Annotated in this window: 17 protein-coding genes; 7 read left to right on the top strand and 10 right to left on the bottom strand. The window is 66.2% G+C overall.

From position 1 onward, the window contains the following. Positions 1 to 115 precede the first annotated feature (115 nt). Genes VGG53_RS08375 through VGG53_RS08360 form a run of 4 tightly spaced genes read left to right on the top strand, consistent with a single transcriptional unit; the run spans position 116 to position 4,144 of the window. Positions 116 to 814 (top strand): class I SAM-dependent DNA methyltransferase, encoded by a 699-nt coding sequence (locus VGG53_RS08375; protein WP_331517579.1) that lies wholly within the window; start codon positions 116 to 118, stop codon positions 812 to 814. Next, a complete protein-coding gene (locus VGG53_RS08370; RefSeq protein ID WP_331517578.1) occupies positions 811 to 2,175 on the top strand; it encodes a molybdopterin-dependent oxidoreductase in 1,365 nt (454 codons plus the stop codon). Before VGG53_RS08375 ends, VGG53_RS08370 begins: the two co-directional genes overlap by 4 nt. 10 nt (positions 2,176 to 2,185) lie before the next feature. Further along, positions 2,186 to 2,737: a hypothetical protein gene (locus VGG53_RS08365; RefSeq protein WP_331517577.1), complete on the top strand. Its 552-nt coding sequence runs from the start codon at positions 2,186 to 2,188 to the stop codon at positions 2,735 to 2,737. A gap of 51 nt (positions 2,738 to 2,788) precedes the next feature. After that, entirely contained in the window at positions 2,789 to 4,144 is a 1,356-nt protein-coding gene (locus VGG53_RS08360) for a hypothetical protein (RefSeq protein WP_331517592.1), read from the top strand. Between the two features lie 29 nt (positions 4,145 to 4,173). Here VGG53_RS08360 and VGG53_RS08355 read toward each other — a convergent pair whose 3' ends face one another. The 3 genes from VGG53_RS08355 to VGG53_RS08345 form a co-directional block, all read right to left on the bottom strand. Next, positions 4,174 to 6,216 (bottom strand): NAD(+) synthase, encoded by a 2,043-nt coding sequence (locus tag VGG53_RS08355; RefSeq protein ID WP_331517576.1) that lies wholly within the window; start codon positions 6,214 to 6,216, stop codon positions 4,174 to 4,176. A 52-nt stretch (positions 6,217 to 6,268) separates the two neighbouring features. Continuing rightward, on the bottom strand, positions 6,269 to 7,462 hold the full coding sequence (locus VGG53_RS08350) for a PPE family protein (RefSeq protein ID WP_331517575.1): 1,194 nt from the start codon (positions 7,460 to 7,462) through the stop codon (positions 6,269 to 6,271). Positions 7,463 to 7,543: 81 nt separating this feature from the next. Next, positions 7,544 to 8,746 carry a PPE family protein gene (locus tag VGG53_RS08345; protein WP_331517574.1) on the bottom strand — a complete coding sequence of 401 codons (1,203 nt, stop codon included), beginning with the start codon at positions 8,744 to 8,746 and terminating at the stop codon, positions 7,544 to 7,546. A gap of 421 nt (positions 8,747 to 9,167) precedes the next feature. On the opposite strand from VGG53_RS08345, the gene VGG53_RS08340 reads away from it, so the two are divergent. Continuing rightward, on the top strand, positions 9,168 to 9,707 hold the full coding sequence (locus VGG53_RS08340; RefSeq protein WP_331517573.1) for an isochorismatase family cysteine hydrolase: 540 nt from the start codon (positions 9,168 to 9,170) through the stop codon (positions 9,705 to 9,707). Between the two features lie 18 nt (positions 9,708 to 9,725). After that, positions 9,726 to 10,574 carry an NAD-dependent protein deacetylase gene (locus tag VGG53_RS08335; protein WP_331517572.1) on the top strand — a complete coding sequence of 283 codons (849 nt, stop codon included), beginning with the start codon at positions 9,726 to 9,728 and terminating at the stop codon, positions 10,572 to 10,574. Here the strand turns inward: VGG53_RS08335 and VGG53_RS08330 are convergent. Then, positions 10,571 to 11,830 (bottom strand): cytochrome P450, encoded by a 1,260-nt coding sequence (locus VGG53_RS08330; protein WP_331517571.1) that lies wholly within the window; start codon positions 11,828 to 11,830, stop codon positions 10,571 to 10,573. The genes VGG53_RS08335 and VGG53_RS08330 overlap by 4 nt on opposite strands. A 98-nt stretch (positions 11,831 to 11,928) precedes the next feature. Between VGG53_RS08330 and VGG53_RS08325 the strand changes: the two genes are divergently transcribed. Beyond that, on the top strand, positions 11,929 to 12,564 hold the full coding sequence (locus tag VGG53_RS08325) for a TetR/AcrR family transcriptional regulator (protein WP_331517570.1): 636 nt from the start codon (positions 11,929 to 11,931) through the stop codon (positions 12,562 to 12,564). On the opposite strand, the gene proB is transcribed toward VGG53_RS08325, so the two are convergent. From proB to ndk, 6 genes are all read right to left on the bottom strand, one after another. Continuing rightward, positions 12,561 to 13,706: a glutamate 5-kinase gene (gene proB / locus VGG53_RS08320; protein ID WP_331517569.1), complete on the bottom strand. Its 1,146-nt coding sequence runs from the start codon at positions 13,704 to 13,706 to the stop codon at positions 12,561 to 12,563. The two genes, VGG53_RS08325 and proB, sit on opposite strands and share 4 nt — an antisense overlap. Continuing rightward, on the bottom strand, positions 13,684 to 15,189 hold the full coding sequence (obgE, locus tag VGG53_RS08315; RefSeq protein WP_331517568.1) for a GTPase ObgE: 1,506 nt from the start codon (positions 15,187 to 15,189) through the stop codon (positions 13,684 to 13,686). Before obgE ends, proB begins: the two co-directional genes overlap by 23 nt. Before the next feature lie 45 nt (positions 15,190 to 15,234). Continuing rightward, positions 15,235 to 15,501, bottom strand: a complete 267-nt coding sequence (gene rpmA, locus VGG53_RS08310; protein ID WP_331517567.1) for a 50S ribosomal protein L27 — start codon at positions 15,499 to 15,501, stop codon at positions 15,235 to 15,237. A gap of 16 nt (positions 15,502 to 15,517) precedes the next feature. Continuing rightward, positions 15,518 to 15,829 carry a 50S ribosomal protein L21 gene (gene rplU / locus VGG53_RS08305; RefSeq protein ID WP_025736107.1) on the bottom strand — a complete coding sequence of 104 codons (312 nt, stop codon included), beginning with the start codon at positions 15,827 to 15,829 and terminating at the stop codon, positions 15,518 to 15,520. 171 nt (positions 15,830 to 16,000) lie between these two features. Beyond that, positions 16,001 to 18,856 (bottom strand): Rne/Rng family ribonuclease, encoded by a 2,856-nt coding sequence (locus VGG53_RS08300; RefSeq protein ID WP_331517566.1) that lies wholly within the window; start codon positions 18,854 to 18,856, stop codon positions 16,001 to 16,003. 295 nt (positions 18,857 to 19,151) lie between these two features. Beyond that, a complete protein-coding gene (ndk, locus tag VGG53_RS08295; RefSeq protein WP_331517565.1) occupies positions 19,152 to 19,562 on the bottom strand; it encodes a nucleoside-diphosphate kinase in 411 nt (136 codons plus the stop codon). Positions 19,563 to 19,662 lie beyond the last annotated feature (100 nt).

The raw sequence follows: 19,662 nt of genomic DNA, 5'->3' as shown, positions 1-19,662 counted from the left end.
AAAATGGGTGGGTGGGAGATGAACGTCGACTGTTTCAGACTGGACCTCCTCTGTCGACCGAAACTGGCCGCGGGCGAACCGGCGTGCAGCGCCCACTGCTGGATCGAAGGTTGCGATGACAACTGACGCCTGCCAGGGGGCCGCAGTGCGGTCAGCAGACGTGATTTATCAGTCGGCCGCGGCGGGCAGCTCCTGCTGGTCGCGCAATCATCTCGGAGACCGCCGTGAGTTGCCGATGGCCCGGTGGATGGGAGGACTGGAAACCACACCACAGGATCGGCTCGCCGACGAGCACATGCTCCGGCACTGCTCGTCGCGCCCAACCTTGGACCTGGGGTGTGGCCCCGGGCGATTCACTGCCTCCCTGCAACAGCGTGGCTTGCCCGCGCTCGGGGTCGACAGTTCGGCGGCCGCAGTGGAAATGACACGTCGACGCGGTGGAACCGCCATTCACCGCGACCTATTCGCTCCGTTGCCTGCTGAGGGCAGCTGGGAACAAATTCTGCTCACCGACGGCAATATCGGTATCGGCGGCAACCCGGTCCAGACGCTGCGGCGGGCCGCAGACATACTTGCTCAAGACGGCATTGTCGTTGTCGAGATCGATTCCCCGACAACCGTTTCTTGTTACGAATGGCTGCGCTGGGAGACCGAACACTATCTGGGGCACTGGTTTCCGTGGTCACGCGTCGGGGCCGCCACGCTCGGCGACATCGCGCGTGCCGCCGGGTTTTGCGTCACTCAAATTATCAACATCCACAACCGGGTTATCGCCGTGCTGACAGCAGCAGCTCGCGGTAGCGTGAATCGGTGAACCCGCCGTCTCACCCCGGGGCGGACCCGCCACCGACGTCGTCGCAAGGATCCACCGAGACGGCTGACGGCTTTCCTGCGACGGCGTGGCGCGCGCTCGAGCGTCACCGCCCGCCCGGGATCGATTTGCTGCAGCGATGGCGAAGTCCGTTGCGAGGGCCCTGGCTGACATCGGTGTTCGGCTCGGTGCTGCTCTTCGGACTGCCGGTGATCATCCTGACCGGGCTGCTGTCCTACATCGCGTATGGCCCTCAATTCGGTCAAGCGATCCCGAAGGACGTCGGATGGCTCAAACTGCCCAACTTCGATTGGCCGAGCAGGCCGTCATGGCTCTACCGCCTCACCCAAGGCGTGCACGTCGGCTTGGGTCTGATCATCATTCCGGTAGTGCTGGCCAAACTCTGGTCAGTCATGCCCCGGCTGTTCGCCTGGCCACCACTGCGGTCGATCGCGCAGCTGCTGGAGCGGCTGTCGTTGTTGATGCTGGTGGGCGGGATCATCTTTGAGCTGGCCACCGGCGTGCTGAACATCCAATACGACTACATTTTCGGGTTCAGCTTCTACACCGCGCACTACTTCGGGGCGTGGATCTTCATCGCGGGCTTCGCAATACACGTCCTGATCAAATTTCCGAAGATGGTTACCGCGCTGCGGTCCCGGTCGTTTCGTGCGGTGCTGCGCACCACGCGCGCTGACACCCGACCTGAGCGGCCGGACGCCGACGGGCTGGTCGCCGCCGACCCCGCGGCGCCGACGGTGAGTCGCCGGGGAGCACTGGGCCTGGTCGGGGGCGGCGCGTTGTTCGTCGCGGTACTCACCGCCGGACAAACGCTCGGCGGTGTCACCCGCGGTGGCGCCCTGCTGTTGCCGCGAGGACGTAGCCGCGGGGACGGGCCCAACGATTTCCAGGTCAACAGGACCGCGGCAGCCGCCGCGATCACGCCCGCCGAGACCGGTGCCGACTGGCGACTCAGCGTGCGAGGTCCGTCGCGGCTGATCCTGCTGAGCCGGCCCGCGCTCGAAGCGATGCCGCAGCATACCGCCCAACTGCCGATCGCCTGCGTCGAAGGTTGGTCAAGCACTCAGACGTGGAGCGGAGTTCGCCTCGGCGATCTGGCCACCTTGGCCGGGCTGCCCAACCCCGCCCGTGCCAGCGTGCGATCACTGGAGCGGGCAGGCGCGTTCAGTCATGCTGTCCTGCAAGCCAATCAGGTACGCAATCCCGACTCGCTGCTGGCCCTGCGGGTCAACGGTGTGGACCTATCCGCTGACCACGGCTACCCCGCGCGCATCATCGTGCCCGCACTGCCGGGAGTGCACAACACCAAATGGGTGCGGTCCATCGAATTCGGGCGGCCGTGACGTGCGGGGGTTGACCGGCAAGTTTGCCGCCTGCTATGGCAACAATCCACTACATCTACTGGGCACGATCGCGGCGTGGGCATTGGCGGGGTATGTCGTGATCCTGCTCGGTCCCCACGCCTTGTGGAATCACAAGGTGTGGTGGCAGTCGATCGCGGTCTGGTTTCTGGCCGCGATCGTCGCTCACGATCTGGTCCTGTTTCCCCTCTACGCCCTCGCCGACCGCTCCTTCACCGGCGCCCTTGCCGGCGTGCGGAATCGGTGGGCGGGGCCCCCGCCGCGCGTGTCGCCGCTGAATTATCTGCGTGTCCCGACCCTGGCTGCGGGGCTGTCGCTGCTGCTGTTTTTCCCCGGCATCATCCAACAGGGACGGTTCAGCTATATCGCAGCCACCGGGCAGAACCAACAACCCTTCTTCGGAAGATGGCTAGCGCTGGTCGCCGCCGTCTACAGCGTCAGCACACTTGCCTACGCCGCCCGACTCGCCACCGCGGGGCGCCGCGGGCAAACGACCGACATCCACGTCGACGCCGACGATGACACCGGCGCACAACCGCGATAGCCAGCGAGCAAAATCGGTTGACCTACTGTGTCTGATCATGGCCAGGCTGTCGTGAAGATCGGGCGCCGCGAAGCCGTCGCGGTGTCGCTGGGTGTCGCGCTGGTAATAGCGGCTTTCGCGGTACCGCATATGAACCTGGGCATAGTCACCCCGTTGATCCACAGCTCACCGAAGCAGGTCAACGACTATGCCGACGCCGCACCAATTTTCGGTTGGTGGAAGGCCCACGTCGGCTGGGGCAGTATCCCTGCCATCGCGATTGGCATCGCAGCTGTGCGGTGGGGGCCCGGCGCGGCGCAGCAATGGTCATGGCGGGTCGTCACGCTCGTCACCTGGTTGACGTCGTGCGCCTGGGCGTTCGCTCTGGCCATGATCGATGGTTGGCAGCTCGGGTTCGCGGGCCGGCTGGTCTCCCGACACGAGTACCTGCGGCAGGTGTCGACCGTCACCGATATCCCGTTGATGCTGCGCACTTTCTCGAGCCGCATCCTGGACTTCCAGCCGCATTCCTGGATCACCCACGTGTCGGGGCATCCGCCCGGTGCGCTACTGACCTTCGTTTGGCTCGATCGCATCGGTCTGAGCGGCGGCGCGTGGGCGGGAGCTTTCTGCTTGCTGGTCGGTTCGAGCGCGGCGACCGCCGTGATCGTCGCGGTGCGCGCGGTGTCCGATGAGCCGACCGCTCGGAGGGCCGCACCGTTCGTTGCGGTGGCGCCGACCGCGATCTGGATTGCCGTCTCCGCGGACGCTTACTTCACTGGCGTCGCCGCGTGGGGCATCGCCTTGCTGGCACTCGCAGCGAACCGCACCGTGCGCTGGCCGATCGCCGTCGCGGCCAGCGCCGGGCTGCTGCTTGGTTGGGCAATTTTCTTGAACTACGGACTGGTGTTGATGGGGTTGCCCGCGCTGGCGGTGCTGATTGCGGCGCATAACCGCCGGGCGGCACTGACCGCGTTGGTCGCTGCGGTGCCTGCCTCGGCGGCAGTGGTGCTCGCCTTCGCCCTGGCAGGGTTCTGCTGGTTCGACGGCTATACCCTTGTCCGGCAACGCTACTGGCAGGGCATCGCGGTAGATCGGCCCTTTCAGTATTGGAGCTGGGCGAACCTGGCTTCCGTCACGTGTGCGATCGGTCTGGGCAGCATCGCTGGATTGGGCCGGGTCTTCGATATCGCGGCAATCCGCCGCCGCTCCGGGCTACAACTACTGGTGCTGGCCGCGGTCTTCGCAATCCTATGCGCCGATCTGAGCATGCTGAGCAAAGCCGAAACCGAGCGCATCTGGCTACCGTTCATGGTGTGGTTGACCGCGGCTCCGGCATTACTGCCTCGGTCATCCCATCGCTGGTGGCTGGCCGCCAGCGTAAGCGGCGCTCTGGCCATCAACCATGTCATCCTGACGAACTGGTAGGCCATGGCAGCGGGACCGGATGTAAAGACTCAGTCCTCGGGAACCTCGCGCTCGATCGAGTCGAGCCAGGCTCGGGCCGACATGTCCGACGGGGCGCGCCAGTCCCCGCGCGGTGACAGTGAGCCGCCGTAGGACACCTTGGGTCCATTGGGCAGGGCAGAACGCTTGAACTGGCTGAAGGAATAAAAACGCTGCACGAAAATCTGCAGCCAGTGACGAATCTCCTTGAGCGAGTACGACGGCCGCTTGTTCTCCGGGAATCCCGGCGGCCAGTTGCCACGGTCGGAGTCGCTCCAGGCGTGCCACGCCAGGAACGCGATCTTCGACGGCCGGAATCCGTAGCGCAGGACGTGGAACAGCGAGAAGTCCTGCAGGGCAAAGGGTCCGACCTTCGCTTCACTGCTCTGCAACTCTTCTTCTTCGCCGCTCGGCACCAGCTCAGGAGTGATTTCGGTGTCCAGCACCGACTGCAGCACCGCCCCCACTTCCGGAGCGAACTGGTCTGAGGAGATGACCCAGCGGATCAAATGCTGAACGAGCGTTTTCGGCACACCGCCGTTGACGTTGTAATGCGACATCTGATCGCCGACGCCGTAGGTGGACCATCCCAAACCCAGCTCGGAAAGATCGCCGGTGCCCAGCACGATGCCGCCGCGCTGGTTCGCCAGGCGGAACAGATAATCGGTGCGCAGCCCGGCCTGGACGTTCTCGAAGGTGACGTCGTAGACCTTCTCGCCACGCGAGAACGGATGATCCATCTCCTTGAGCATCAGCTTTGCGGTTTCGGTGATGTCGATCTCGGCGAACGTGACACCGAGCGCGTGGCAAAGCTCGACCGCGTTGCGTTTGGTGCGCTCGCCGGTTGCGAAGCCGGGCAAGGTGAACGCCAGAATGTCGCTGCGCGGCCGCTCTTCTCGATCCATCGCGCGCGCAGCGACTATCAGCGCGTGCGTGGAGTCGAGTCCGCCGGAAACCCCGATCACGATCTTCGGGAAGTGCAACGCGCGCAACCGCTGCTCGAGCCCCGCGACCTGGATGCTGTAGGCCTCATAACAGTCCTGCTGCAACCGATTCGGATCGGCCGGCACAAACGGAAATCGTTCGACTGCGCGGCGCAAACCGATGTCACCGGCAGGCGGGTCCAACGGAAATTCGATCCGCCGGAACGAGTCTGTCAGAATTCGGTGGTGGCGCCGGTTGTCGTCGAAGGTGCCCATCCGCAGCCGCTCTGCGCGCAGCAGCTCGAGGTCGACGTCGGCGATGCTGCGTCGCTCTCCTTTGGGGAATCGCTCGGACTGCGCAAGCAGCGCACCGTTCTCCCAGATCATCGTCTGGCCGTCCCACGCCAGGTCGGTCGTCGACTCGCCTTCTCCGGCAGCGGCATACACGTAAGCGGCCAAACACCGCAGCGAGGCCGAACGGGCAAGCAGCGAGCGGTCATCAGCACGACCGATCGTGATCGGGCTGCCGGATAGGTTGGCCAACACCGTCGCACCTGCCAGCGCCGCCTCGGCGCTGGGCGGAACCGGCACGAACATGTCCTCGCATATTTCGATGTGCAGGACGAAGCCGGTCAGGTCGGACGCCGCGAACAACAGGTCCGCACCGAACGGTGCTTCCATTCCGGCGATCCGAATGGTGCCGCGCTCGTCGTCTCCGGCCGCGACCTGCCGACGTTCGTAGAATTCGCGGTAGGTGGGCAGATACGACTTGGGCGCCACACCGAGCACGACGCCGCGATGGATGACCACGGCGGTGTTGTAGATGCGCTGCCGGTGGCGCAGCGGGGCGCCGACCACCAGCACCGGCAGCAGATCCGTGGAGGCAGCGATAACATCGAGCAGGGCATCCTCGACGGCGTCCAGCAACACGTCTTGCAGCAGGATGTCCTCGATGGAGTAGCCGGACAACGTCAACTCCGGGAAGACGGCCAGCGCGACACCGTCGTCGTGGCATTGCCGGGCCAGCCGCAGTACCGCGTCGGCATTGGCGGCGGGGTCGCCGATCGCGGCATGGTGAGTGCAGGCGGCGACTCGGGCAAAGCCCTGGCTGTAGGCGTTGTAGAAGTCCATTTCCCCTCCATTGTCGCCCTCGAGCTATCCACGGGCGACTATCGGGTACCGCCTATCCGCCGAGTGCAGGCCGTGGCATCCGGTAGCGGCGGTCTCTCATGCGGAAGACCGTGTTGTCGCCGTGCCGCCCGCCGGGATTGCCCATCTGCGCCACGGCAGGCATGCCCGTCTGAGCGGACGTCTCCGGCTTGGCTACCCATGACGGCAGCGCCCGGAAACCTGTCTCGACCGCCGTCGCCGGCTCGGCAGGGGGGCTTGCCGCCGACGTCGCCGCTGCCCAATTCGGCGGAGTGGACAGGCCGCCGATCGGAAACGCGCGACCCGCGCTGGCAAGCACCGGTTCGGAAACGCCTTGCGGCGCAATCGTTTGAGCCGCGGCGGCAGCACCCCCAAGCGGCGCTGCCATCGCCGGCAAATCCTGGGCCTGGACACCGGACTGCATCAGCCCGGTACCGAAGTTGCCCGCCTGAAAAACCGCGTAGGAAAACTGGTACGCCGGGATCAGCGGCCCGGTAAGAGTATTGAAGTCGCTGACGGCTGTGATGATCGGGCTTGTCGAGGTGTTCGCTGCGGAGACGTTCGTGGACCCGCCTGAGGCCAGGCTCTGCAACTGTTGTGGCAGTGCGGACATCAGCTGCGAAAGCGCGGTCTGGGAATGTCCCACGGACGTGTCGACGGCCTGGGAAACCGCGACGCCCTGGGCGGATTGCGCGGTCGAACTCGTGGTCTGCGGTGGCTGGCTGAACTGACTGAGATCGGCCGCTGACGAGGATGACGCAGCATAGCTGTACATTGCCGCGGCATCTTGGGCCCACATTTCGGCGTAGACGGTTTCGGTGGCAGCGATCATCGGCGTGTTCTGTCCGAAGAAATTAGTCGCCACCAGGGTCGCCAACAGCGTGCGGTTGGCAGCCACCGCGACCGGTGGCACGGTTGCCGCGAACGCTGCTTCGTAGGCGGCCGCGGCCGCCCGCGACTGGCCCGCGACCTGCACCGCCTGCTCCGCCGTTGTGCTCAGCCATGCCGCATACGGTGCGCTCGCAGCGGCCATGGCGACGGCGGATCCGCCGGACCAAGTCTGGCCGTGCAACTCAGAGATCACCGCGGAATAGCGGGCGCCGAACGTCTCGAGTTGAGCGGCCAGTCCGTCCCAGGCCGCGGCCGCGGCCATCATCGGACCCGAACCCGGGCCGGAATACATCCTGGCCGAGTTGATCTCGGGCGGTAACGCCCCGAAATCAAACATCCACTTCCTTCCAAAGGCGCTAAAGCGTTGGCCGACAGGCTATTACGCCCCGTTAAACTCAAGCGGGCACAAGGACAACGACTACCCGCCGAGGACAGGACGCGGCATCTTGAATCGGTCGGCCGGCACGCGCAGGATGTTGCTGACCGTCGGACGCGACCACATGCCCGACTGCGGAGCCATCCCCACCATCGGACCGGCACCCGGCATGCCCGTCGCGGACGATGCCGGAACCGCGCCAAGGTCCATCTCCGAGAGCCAGTGCGGATCTTCGACGGCGCTGGCGATCGGAGTAGTCGATGCCCAGGTCTGCGGTACCGACAACCCGCCGATCGGTTCGGCCCGGCCCATGCCGGCAAGCACGGGCCTCTCGATGCCTTCCGACACCCACGATTGGGTCTTGGCGCCGGCGGCAGCGCCCGCGGCCCCTGCTTCTTCCTCCGCGATCTTCGGCAGATCCTTCGCCTGGAGTGCGCTGCGGTAGGCGCCGGTGAGGAAGCTTCCCCCGCTGGTGAACGTGCGGCTGAAGGCCGCGCCGAGATTCGCCGGCGCCGCGAGGGTATTGAAGTTACTGAAAGCCGTGAGCAGCGACGACGATGCTGACGTGGTGGCGCCCGAGGATCCCGTCGTCGAGAGACTCTGCAGCTGCTTCGGCACGGTCGCCAACAGCTGCGACAACATCGATTGCGACGTTGACGAGCCGGAGCTGCCGGCGGCTTGAGTGACCGCGGCAGCCTGTGCGGATTGCCCGGTGGCCGTCGTGGTCTGCGGCGGTTCGCTGAACGGTGTCAGTGCGGTCGCCGTCGACGATGACCCCGCATAGCCGTACATCGCCTGGGCATCCTGGGCCCACATGTCGGCGTAGGCCGCCTCGGCGGCCGCGATCCGGGCGGTGTACTGCCCGAACACATTGGCATCGACCAGCGCCGCGTACTCGGCTCGGTTGGCCGTGACCAGCGCCGGCGGCACCATTGCTGCGTAGGCGGCCTCGAAGGCCGCGGCTGCCGCCCGCGCTTGGCCCGCGGTTTCTTCGGCCTTCGCCGCTGCCGTCGCCATCCACTCGACATACGGTCCGGCCGCGTCGACCATCGCGGTAGAGGCATTGCCCGACCACGTGTCGCCCTGCAGGCCCGAGATCACCGCCGAGTAGCCGCGCACGATCGATTCCAGTTGGCCCGCCATCGACTGCCAGGCCGAAGCCGCCGCCATGATCGGGCCGGACCCCGGACCGGCGTACATCCTGCTCGAGTTGATCTCGGGCGGCAGAGCACCGAAATCCAGCACTGGCGTTACCCCTCTCTATGAGCCGCAGCGGAAAAGGCGGCGGAATGACGAAGAAATCAGCGTCAATTTCGTTGAGCTTGAAGCCTTTAGAGCTAGCAAGCCCCCGATGCTGTGCGGACATACCCTTCCGGGCGGCTTGTCCGGAACCTACGTGAAATCGCTGGTGATCATTCACAGCATCACCGCATCTCCCCGCATCGCGGCCCGCTCGCCAGCAAACCGATTGACAGGATCGCAAACTTCTCAGCGATCGAAACAATTGACAGACTCCACGTTTCTGAGCGTAGCCGTGGAGGTGGACAGGAACGAGCAACCCAAACCAAAACCTAGCAAAGGCATAGAATCCGCCTGATTAAAAAGCAGCAAACCGCATGCCGACCGACCCCTGTGTCAACCCGGCGCAACCGGGTATCCCTACCGAATGAGCGACACCGCGGTCCTCGTCATCGACATGATGAACACCTATCGGCATCCCGACGCCGAAGCCCTCATCCCCAACGTCACCAAAATCATTGAGCCGCTTAGCCATTTGGTGCAGCGCGCGCACGAATCCGACGATGTTGACTTGGTGTATGTCAACGACAACTATGCCGATTTCACTGCCCAGTTCTCCGACCTCGTCCACGCGGCATGCCACGGCGAGCGGCCCGATCTGGTGAAACCGATCGTGCCGACGCAGAACAGCCGGGTGGTGACCAAGGTGCGCCACAGCGCGTTCTATGCGACACCGGTCGCCTACCTGCTCAATCGTCTGGGCACCAAGCGGGTGATCCTGACCGGCCAAGTCACCGAACAGTGCATCCTGTACAGCGCGCTGGACGCCTACGTGCGCCACTTTCCGGTGGTGATTCCGACCGACGCCGTCGCCGGAATCGACGCCGAATTGGCCGACGCGGCGCTGAAGATGATGAAAGCCAACATGGACGCTGAGCTGACGACGGCGAAGGACTGTCTCGGCTAGGGCCGTACCCTCGAACGGGTGACGGCCGTGCGTGCGGAATCTCCGGAGCTGATCGCCGTGTTGGCCGGTCGCCGGGTCGCGGTGCTGACCGGCGCAGGCATGTCGACCGATTCCGGTATCCCCGACTATCGGGGGCCCGACTCGCCGCCGAGCAATCCCATGACGATCCAACAGTTCATCTCCGATCCGGTGTTCCGGCAGCGGTACTGGGCCCGCAACCACGTCGGCTGGCGTCACATGCACGACACCCGGCCCAACGCCGGACACCGCGCAGTGGCCACCCTCGAGCGCAATGGCGTGGTCGGCAGCGTGATCACCCAGAACGTCGACCTGTTGCACACCAAGGCCGGCAGCAACAATGTGATCAACCTGCATGGCAGCTATGCGCGCGTGGTTTGCCTGAACTGTGGAGAGTCCATCAGCCGCGCGGCGCTGGACGACGAACTCGACGCGCTGAACCCGGGTTTCACCGAGCAGGTCCAGGCCGTCGGCGGGCCGGCGGTCGCCCCGGACGCTGACGCGGTGGTCGCGGACACCGCATCTTTTCGCTACCTCGACTGCGCATCATGCGGTGGCATGCTCAAACCCGACATCGTGTATTTCGGTGAGAGTGTTCCTAAAGATGTTGTTCGACAAGCTCTTTCACTTGTCGAGAATGCGGACGCGCTGCTGGTGGCCGGCTCGTCGCTGACGGTGTTCTCCGGCTACCGCTTCGTGCGGCACGCCGCGGCGCACCGCATCCCGGTCGCCATCGTCAACCGCGGGCCCACCCGCGGCGACGAGCTCGCCGCGGTGAAGGTGGACGGCGGTTGCTCGGAGCTGCTGACGTTGTTGGCTGAGGAACTCGCCACGGCGCCGGTTCGCTAGAACGTACACGGCATGCTGCAGATGCCGTGAATGAAATTGCCGGCCACGTATACCGGGTCGCCGGCCTCGATATCCGGCAGCTGACGCAAGAGCTCACCGAAGATCGCCCGTAGCTGCGCCCTGGCCAAGTTCGCACCCAGGCAGAAGTGCACGCCGCCGCCGCCGAACCCGACGTGAGGATTGGGGTTGCGGCTGAGGTCAAGGCGCTCGGGATGCTCGAACACGTCGGTGTCGTAGTTGCCCGAGGAGTAGAACATCACCACCTTCTCGCCGGCGCGGATGGCCTGGCCGCCGATCTCGACATCCTTTGCGGCCGTGCGACGGAACGTCATTACCGGGCTGGCCCAGCGGATGAACTCCTCGACCGCCCCGCCGATGCGGTCGTCGAAATCCTCCAGCAGCCAGGCACGCTGGTCGGGATAGTCGGTCAGGGCCTTCAGCGCGTGAGTGGTGGTCTGGCGGGTGGTGTCATTGCCGGCCACGGTCAGCAACACGAAGAACGCGGCGATGTCAGCGTCGGCCAACCTGTCGCCGTCTACCTCGGCCGTCACCAGGCTGGTGAACAAGTCGTCACCGGGATGCTCGCGGCGCTCAGCGGCAAGCATCCCGGCCACCTGATGCACATAAGTCTGCGCCTCGAACAACACCTCCAGCGGGTGGCGACCCTTCAGGTACTCCGGGTCGCCCGACGAGACCATGGCGTCGGCCGCGTGCGCGAGCTGTTGGCGCTCCGACTCGGGGATGCCCACCATGTCCGACAGCGTGCGAATGGGCAGCTCCTTGGCGCAGAGGTCGACGAAATCGGCGCCGCTGCCGGCGTCTTTGAGTTCCTCCACGATGGTCTTCGCATTCGCCTTGATCGAATCCTCGATGCGCCGGACCTGCCGCGGGGTGAATGCGGCGCTGACGAGTTTGCGCAGGAACGTGTGCCGCGGCGGGTCCATGGCCAGGAACGATTGCGACGCTTCCAGGAGCTCCACCGGGAAGTTCTCGAACATGACGCCCTTGCCGGACAGAAATGACTCGTTGTCGCGGCTGATCGCGACGATGTCGTCGCGGCGGGTGACCGCCCAGTAGCCGGGGTCATCGGGATCAGGCAGCATGGCGTCTTCCACCGGCGGGTGCCAGCTCACCGGGCGTTCGGCGCGAAGCTCGGCGAACGCCACGTCCCGCTCCTGCGCGCTGGTCGACCAGAACGCGCGGGACGACAGGTCGATGGGGTCGTAGGCGCGGGGGGCGGCGGCCGTCGCTGTCATGCGGAATCCTCCATCGGGTATGACGCCGGTCACAGTTTCAGACACCGAAGACTTTAGGACTAGACAGAGTGTCTAGTCAAGATGTCATACTAGGTGCCATGCCGTCGGTCACCCGTAAGCCGCAAGCCAACCGGCAGGAGCGGCGCGAGCAGATAGAACGTCGGCTGCTCGATGCCACCGAACGACTGATGCGAGACGGCACCAGCTTCACCGAACTCAGCGTGGACCGACTATCCACCGAGGCGGGAATCTCGCGGGCCAGCTTCTACATTTACTTCGAGGACAAGGGTCACCTGCTGCGCCGGTTGGCAGGCCGGGTGTTCGGCGATCTCGCCGACAGCGCCGAGCGCTGGTGGGGTGTGGCCTGGCGGCACGACCCCGAGGACGTCCACGCGGCGATGGCCGCCATCATCGCCAGCTACCGGCGTCATCAACCGGTACTCGTCGCGCTGAATGAGATGGCCGGCTACGACCCGCTGGTGGGGGCGACCTACCGCAATCTGCTGACCGCCATCACCGGGCGGCTCACCCGGGTGATCGAAGACGGCCAGGCCGACGGTTCAGTCCGCGGCGAGCTACCCGCAGCCACCACCGCCAGTGCGCTCACGTGGATGGTCGAGCGGACCTGTCAACAGAATCTCCCCACCCAACCGGCCGCATATGACACCGAGCTGGCCACCACATTCACCGAAATCGTCTGGGCTGCGCTGTATCTCGCGCCGACAAAGTCCTAGACGGCAACCAGGTCGTCGGCGTGCACCGCGGGCCGGCGCAACTCGGCGGGCAGCTCCGAGGTCGATCGGCCGATCATGGTCGCCAACTCGGCGGCGTCGTAGGCGACGACTCCGCGCGCCACCAGCGCCGCGTCGGGTCCGTTCAAGTCGACGACGTCACCGCCGTGAAAACGGCCGGCCAGCGCGGTGATTCCAGCGGCCAGCAGCGAACGGCGTTGACCCAGAACGGCACTCACCGCGCCTTCGTCGAGGGTAAGCGCACCGGCGGATTCTGCGGCGTAGCGCACCCAGAACCGGCGGGCCGACATGCGGTTGGGCCGCGCAGCGAACACCGTGCCCACCGAGGCATCCGCCAAAGCCACCGCGGCATCAGCGGCGCCCGCCAACAGCACCGGAACACCGGCGTCAGCGGCCAACAGCGCCGACGACAACTTCGACGCCATGCCGCCGGTGCCCAGGTGGCTGCCCCGTCCGGCAATCACACCGTCCAGATCATCGGGGCCGGAAACCTCTGGGATGAAGCGTGTTTCGTCGGCCTTGCGCGGATCGGCGTCGTAGAGTCCGTCGATATCGCTCAGCAATACCAGCGCGTCGGCACCGACCAGATGCGCCACCAATGCCGAGAGCCGGTCGTTGTCGCCGAACCGGATTTCGTTGGTGGCGACGGTGTCGTTCTCGTTCACGATCGCCACCGCATGCAGTGCGCGCAATCGGTCCAGCGTGCGCTGGGCGTTGGTGTGCTGTACCCGCATCGAAATGTCGTGCGCGGTCAGCAACACCTGACCGACGTTGCGCTGGTAGTGGGCGAACGCGTTACTCCACGCGTTGACCAGCGCAACCTGTCCGACGCTGGCCGCGGCCTGCTTGGTGGCCAGATCGGCGGGCCGCTTGGTCAGCCCCAGTGGCCCGATGCCGGCGGCAATGGCTCCCGACGACACGATGATGACGTCCGAGCCCGCGGTCATCCGCGCCTCGATGGCGTCGACCAGTCCGGCCAGCCGGCCGGCATCGAACATGCCGGTCGGAGTCGTCAGCGCGGTGGTGCCGACCTTGACCACGACGCTGCGCGCGGTGCGGACAGCCGCGCGTGCCGCGCTCACGATTCGTCGCCGGCAGCGCTCATGTCCGCCGCTCCTCCGCATCGCTGCGTCCACCTCGCCGCTGCGCGGCTGGAGGTGCCCCCACTGCATCGTCACCGGCCGTGCGGCGTTGCCGCCTGGCCGCCTTGCGTTCATCGGCGCCGACCCGGTCGGTGTTCTCCAGGCGTGCGTCGGTACCTCGTCTGGTCATCACGGTGTCGATGCCGGACGGCGTCTGCGGCTCCCAGTCGAAGGTGACGTCGCCGATGGTCACCGCGCATCCGGGTCGAGCGCCGAGTCGCACCAATTCGTCCTCGACGCCCAGCCGGGCCAACCGGTCGCCGAGGTAGCCGACCGCCTCGTCGTTGTCGAAGCTGGTCTGGGCGATCCAGCGTTCGGGCCGCCGACCGCGGACCACGAATCCACCCTGCCCGTCGGATTGCACGGTGAAACCCGACTCGTCGACGGGCATCGGGCGGATCACCGGCCTCCGCGGCACCAGCACCGGCTGCGCCGCCTGGTACTCCGCGACCATCTCGGCGAGTCCGAAGATCAATGGCTGCAGCCCTTCTCGAGCAACGGCTGACACCGCGAACACCGGCCAACCGCGCTCGGCGATCTCGTCGCGAACGAACTCGGCCATTTCGCGCGCGTCGGGTACGTCGATCTTGTTGAGCACCACCGCCCGTGGCCGCTCGACGAGGTCGCCCAGAGCCGAATCGCCTTGCAGCGTAGGCGTGTAGGCGGCCAGCTCGGCTTCCAGCGCATCGATGTCGGAGATCGGGTCGCGCCCGGGCTCGGCGGTCGCGCAGTCGATGACATGCACCAGCACCGCACATCGCTCGATGTGGCGCAGGAAGTCCAAGCCCAGTCCGCGGCCCTGCGACGCCCCGGGGATCAGGCCCGGCACGTCGGCAACGGTGAACGTCCGCTCCCCCGCCGAAACCACCCCGAGATTGGGGGCCAGCGTGGTGAACGGGTAGTCGGCGATTTTCGGCTTGGCCGCTGAAATCGTGGACACCAGTGAGGATTTGCCGGCTGACGGAAATCCGATCAAGCCGACGTCGGCGACGGTTTTGAGTTCCAGAGTGAGGTCGCGGGATTCGCCCTTCTCGCCGAGCAGTGCGAACCCGGGCGCCTTGCGCGCGCGCGACGCCAGCGCGGCGTTGCCCAATCCGCCGCGACCGCCGGCGGTGGCTTCGAATCGGGTGCCAACACCGACCAGGTCGGCGAGCATCCGGCCGTCCTCGTCGAGCACGACGGTGCCGTCGGGAACCTTGATTTCAAGATCGTCGCCCGCGGCGCCGTCCCGGTTGCTGCCCATGCCCTGCTTGCCCGACGGGGCATCGACATGGGGGCGGAAGTGAAAGTCGAGCAGGGTGTGCACCTGCGGGTCGACGACCAGCACGATGCTGCCGCCGCGGCCGCCGTTACCGCCGTCGGGCCCGCCGAGCGGCTTGAATTTCTCGCGATGGACCGAGGCGCAGCCGTGCCCACCGGAGCCTGCTCGCACGTGGATGACGACGCGGTCGACAAACCGAGGCATCGGAGTTCCTCTTACTCGTCAGGCGTGCAGTCACGCCTGACGCGCTCAGTCGGTCGAAGGCGCGGCCGAGACGATGTTGACCGTCTTGCGCCCGCGCTTGACGCCGAACTGGACAGCGCCGGCAGCCTTGGCGAACAACGTGTCATCGCCGCCGCGGCCAACGTCGACGCCCGGGTGGAAGTGCGTGCCACGCTGGCGGACCAGGATCTCGCCGGCCTTGACGATTTGACCGCCGAACCGCTTGACGCCCAGCCGCTGAGAATTTGAATCGCGGCCGTTGCGTGAGCTGGAAGCGCCCTTTTTGTGTGCCATGTCCTCGTCGCCTCTGCTACTTGATGCCGGTGACCTTGAGAACCGTCAGCTGCTGACGGTGGCCCTGGCGCTTGTGGTAACCGGTCTTGTTCTTGAACTTGTGGATACGGATCTTCGGGCCTTTGGTGTGCTCGAGCACCTCACCTGTCACCGCGACCTTGGCCAGCGCGGCGGCATCGGAGGTGACGGTGGCCCCGTCGACCACCAGTGCGACCGGCAGCGACACCTTGGCGCCGGGCTCGGACTCGAGCTTCTCAACCTTGACGACGTCGCCCACGGCGACTTTGTACTGCTTGCCGCCGGTCTTGACGATTGCGTAGGTCGCCATGGTTACGTCTACCTCTATTTCTGGATCTTGCTGGTTCTTGCTGGTTCTTGCGGGCGTTGCGCAGCCAATGGTGCGCGAGGTGGTCTGGGGGTGTCGGCCAAAACCGGTCAGCCGGCCTGGCGACAACGGGTTCAGGGTACGTGACCAGCGGCTAAAGGGTCAAACCGGCCGTCATTCCTCGTGGATCGGCGGACCGGCCGGTCGCGCCGCTGCCCGGCGTCGACGCGGGCGCCCCGCGGCGGTCCCGCTGACGACGGGCTCATCGGAGTCAGCGGAGTCGTCAGTGTCCTCGTCGTCCAGGTCGAGGTCGTCGTCCTCGTCGTCATCGTCATCGTCATCGTCATCGTCATCGTCATCATCGAGCTCGTCATCGTCGAGGTCCTCGTCGTCGTCGAGATCGACCTGGTCGGTGTCGTCGTCGTCAGAGTCGTCTTCGTCGTCGCTGTCCTCGAAGTCGTCCTCGTCCGGGTCTTCGTCCGCCGCGTGACGCGCGACCTGCTTCTGACGCCGCACGTCGGTCTTGGATTCGTCCCGGCCCTGATCGCCGAGCTGCTGATCCATCTCCTCGGTGTGCCCAGACTCGTCGGTGTCGTCATCGTCGTGGCGACCATTGGCCGCGGCCATCGCCTTGAACATCGGATGCTCACCGGGCGCATGGGCGGGCACCGTGGCGACCGCCTCCTGCTCGTCGGCCTTGCCCTTCTTCGAGCGCCGGCCCCGCCTCCCGCCGGACTCGGATTTGCGACCGGAAGCCGGCGCGGAGTCCACGGGGTCGGCATGCAGCGTGATGCCGCGGCCGCTGCAGTGCGGACACGTCGTGGTGAACGCCTCGATCAGCCCGGTCCCCAGCCGCTTGCGGGTCAACTGCACCAACCCCAGCGAGGTCACTTCCGACACCTGGTGGCGGGTGCGGTCGCGGGCGAGCGCCTCGGTGAGCCGACGCAACACCAGATCACGGTTGGACTCGAGGACCATGTCGATGAAGTCGATGACGATGATCCCGCCGATGTCGCGCAGCCGCAGCTGGCGCACGATTTCCTCGGCGGCTTCGAGGTTGTTCTTGGTGACGGTCTGCTCGAGGTTGCCGCCGGACCCGGTGAACTTGCCGGTGTTGACGTCCACGACGGTCATCGCCTCGGTCCGGTCGATCACCAACGTGCCACCGGAAGGCAGCCAGACCTTGCGGTCCATCGCCTTGGCCAGCTGCTCGTCGATGCGGTACACCGCGAAAACGTCCGGGCCCGCCGCTCCCTCGGAAGGCTCTGCGGGCTCATACTTGTTCAGCTTCGAAACAAGCTCGGGCGCAACCGAATTCACGTATTCGTTGATGGTGGTCCAGGCGTCCTCGCCGGAGACGATCAGCTGCCGGAAGTCCTCGTTGAACAGGTCGCGGATGACCTTGACCAGGACGTCGGGCTCCTCATAGAGCGAAACCGCGGCGCCGGCCGCCTTCTCCTTGGTCTGCTGAGCCTTCTCGGCGATCTGCGTCCACCGCTCCTGCAGCCGGTTGACGTCGCCGCGGATGTCGTCCTCTTTGACTCCCTCAGAGGCGGTGCGGATGATCACCCCGGCGTCCGAGGGAACGACCTCGCGCAAGATTTCCTTGAGCCGCTGGCGTTCGGTGTCGGGAAGTTTGCGGCTGATACCGGTCGACGATGCGCCCGGCACGTAGACCAGGTACCGACCGGCCAGCGACACCTGAGTGGTCAGCCGGGCGCCCTTGTGGCCGACCGGGTCCTTGCTGACCTGCACGACGACGTAGTCGCCCGGCTTGAGCGCCTGCTCGATCTTGCGGTTGGACCCGCCGAGTCCGGCGGCTTCCCAGTTCACCTCGCCGGCGTAGAGCACGCCGTTTCGGCCGCGGCCGATGTCGACGAACGCCGCCTCCATCGACGGCAACACGTTCTGCACAATGCCCAGGTAGATGTTGCCCACCAGCGAGGCAGAGGCCGCGCTGGTGACGAAGTGCTCGACGACGATGCCGTCCTCGAGCACGGCGATCTGGGTGTACCGGCTGCCAGGATGCGGCGGTTCGGCGCGGACCTTGTCACGAACCACCATCACCCGATCGACCGCTTCGCGGCGGGCCAGGAATTCGGCTTCGGTCAGGACAGGCGGGCGGCGGCGTCCGGCGTCACGCCCGTCGCGGCGGCGTTGGCGTTTGGCCTCCAGCCGGGTCGAGCCGTCGATGCCCTGGATCTCGGAGTTGGCGGAGTCGGACTTGTTCTTGGCTCGCGGCGCCCGCTCGTGCACCACGGTGTTCGGCGGGTCGTCCGGTGACGGACCGTCCTCGGAGTCGTCGCCGGAGCCGGACTTGCGGCGACGACGGCGTCGGCGGCGCTTGGTGGCGCCGTCACCCGAGGCGTTGTCATCGTCGTCGGCGGAATCGGAGTCGTCGCCGTCATCGTCGGAGTCATCGTCGGAGTCATCGTCGGAGTCAGCTTCCGACCTGTCCGATTTGCCGCCGTCGCCGTCGGCGCCCTTGTCGGCGCCGTTCTGCTCGCCGCGGCCGCGGCCCCGGCCGCGACGCCCGCGCCGGCGCCGCCGGTTGGCCGGACGATCGGCCTGGTCATCGTCGCCGTCGCCGTCGCCGTCGTCGTCGAAGTCGTCGTCATCGTCGGAATCCGCGGAGTCCTCGGTCTTATCCGGGGCCTCGCCCCGCTTGACCGGCTGCGGCGCGACGAACAGCGGCATGTATTCGGGCCGATCGACCGTCGTGGTCTCCAGCATGGTCCGCGACTCGGGTTCTTCCCCGTCACCGGCGCCGCCCGCATCGGTCTCGGCGGCCGTCGCAGTGACACTCGCGGGCGGGTTGGCCAGCAGGTCACGAACACGAACCGCGTCGACTCGTTCCACCGTGGAATGAGCGCTGCGGATCCGCCCGTCGAGCTCGACCAGCGCGTCGAGGACCTGCCGGCTGGTCGTCCCCAGCGCCCGTGCCAGGGAATGGACCCTTAGCCGATCTGGCAGATCCTCGTGCTGCGACGAGTCTTCTGGAACCTCTGAGGATGGGCCACCGTCTATCACGTATTCTCCTCAAGCCCCCGGGCGCGTCCTTTCGACGCGGCCACTCGAGGGCTTCGCTTTGGGCCCGGGTCACTTTCTCCCGGGCTTGTGATGGTCTCGCTCCGAGCGGTTCGGGACGAACGCACTCAGTGCCGGTCTGAATGATGGCTGGACACTCGGCGCCGCATCGCGAGTCGCGGTGGTCGCGCTTGTCGAAGTCTTCATTCGGGCGTCGGTAGCCGGTCCGGCGACGTTCACCCGGTTACCAGTATCCCATATCGATGTGCCGGGTCGGACCAAGTGCGCCGACCCGTTACTAAGCCTTGCTGAACCAGAGCGCGATCTCGCGCTGCGCCGATTCCGGCGAATCGGAGCCGTGCACCAGGTTGAACTGCGTCTCGAGGCCGAAATCGCCCCGGATGGTGCCGGGCAAGGCCTTGTCCACCGGGTCGGTGCCACCTGCAAGTTGCCGGACCGCCGCGATTGCCCGCCGGCCCTCGATAATCGCCGCGACCAGCGGCGATGACGTGATGAACTGCACCAGGGAATCGAAAAACGGCTTACCGTCGTGCTCGGCGTAGTGACTGCGGGCCAGCGTGTCGCTGACGATCCGCAATTCCAGCGCGGCGATGGTCAGGCCTTTGCGCTCGATACGGCTGATGATCTCGCCCACCAGGCGCCGCTCGACCCCATCGGGCTTGATCAACAGAAGCGTCCGCTCAGTCATCAGCGCCACTCTCCCCCGCAAGCGGGAGGTACCCCCACTTCATCGCTACGCTCTGCATCGTCGTCGGCGCGGTCACGGCGCACAGCGTACCGAACCAACG

Origin of the sequence: Mycobacterium sp. (genome assembly GCF_036490025.1) — a bacterium.
In the GTDB taxonomy this organism is placed as follows: Bacteria; Actinomycetota; Actinomycetes; order Mycobacteriales; family Mycobacteriaceae; genus Mycobacterium.
The sequence above is the reverse complement of the archived record's forward strand: the minus strand, read 5'-3'. Positions and strand labels throughout refer to the sequence as shown.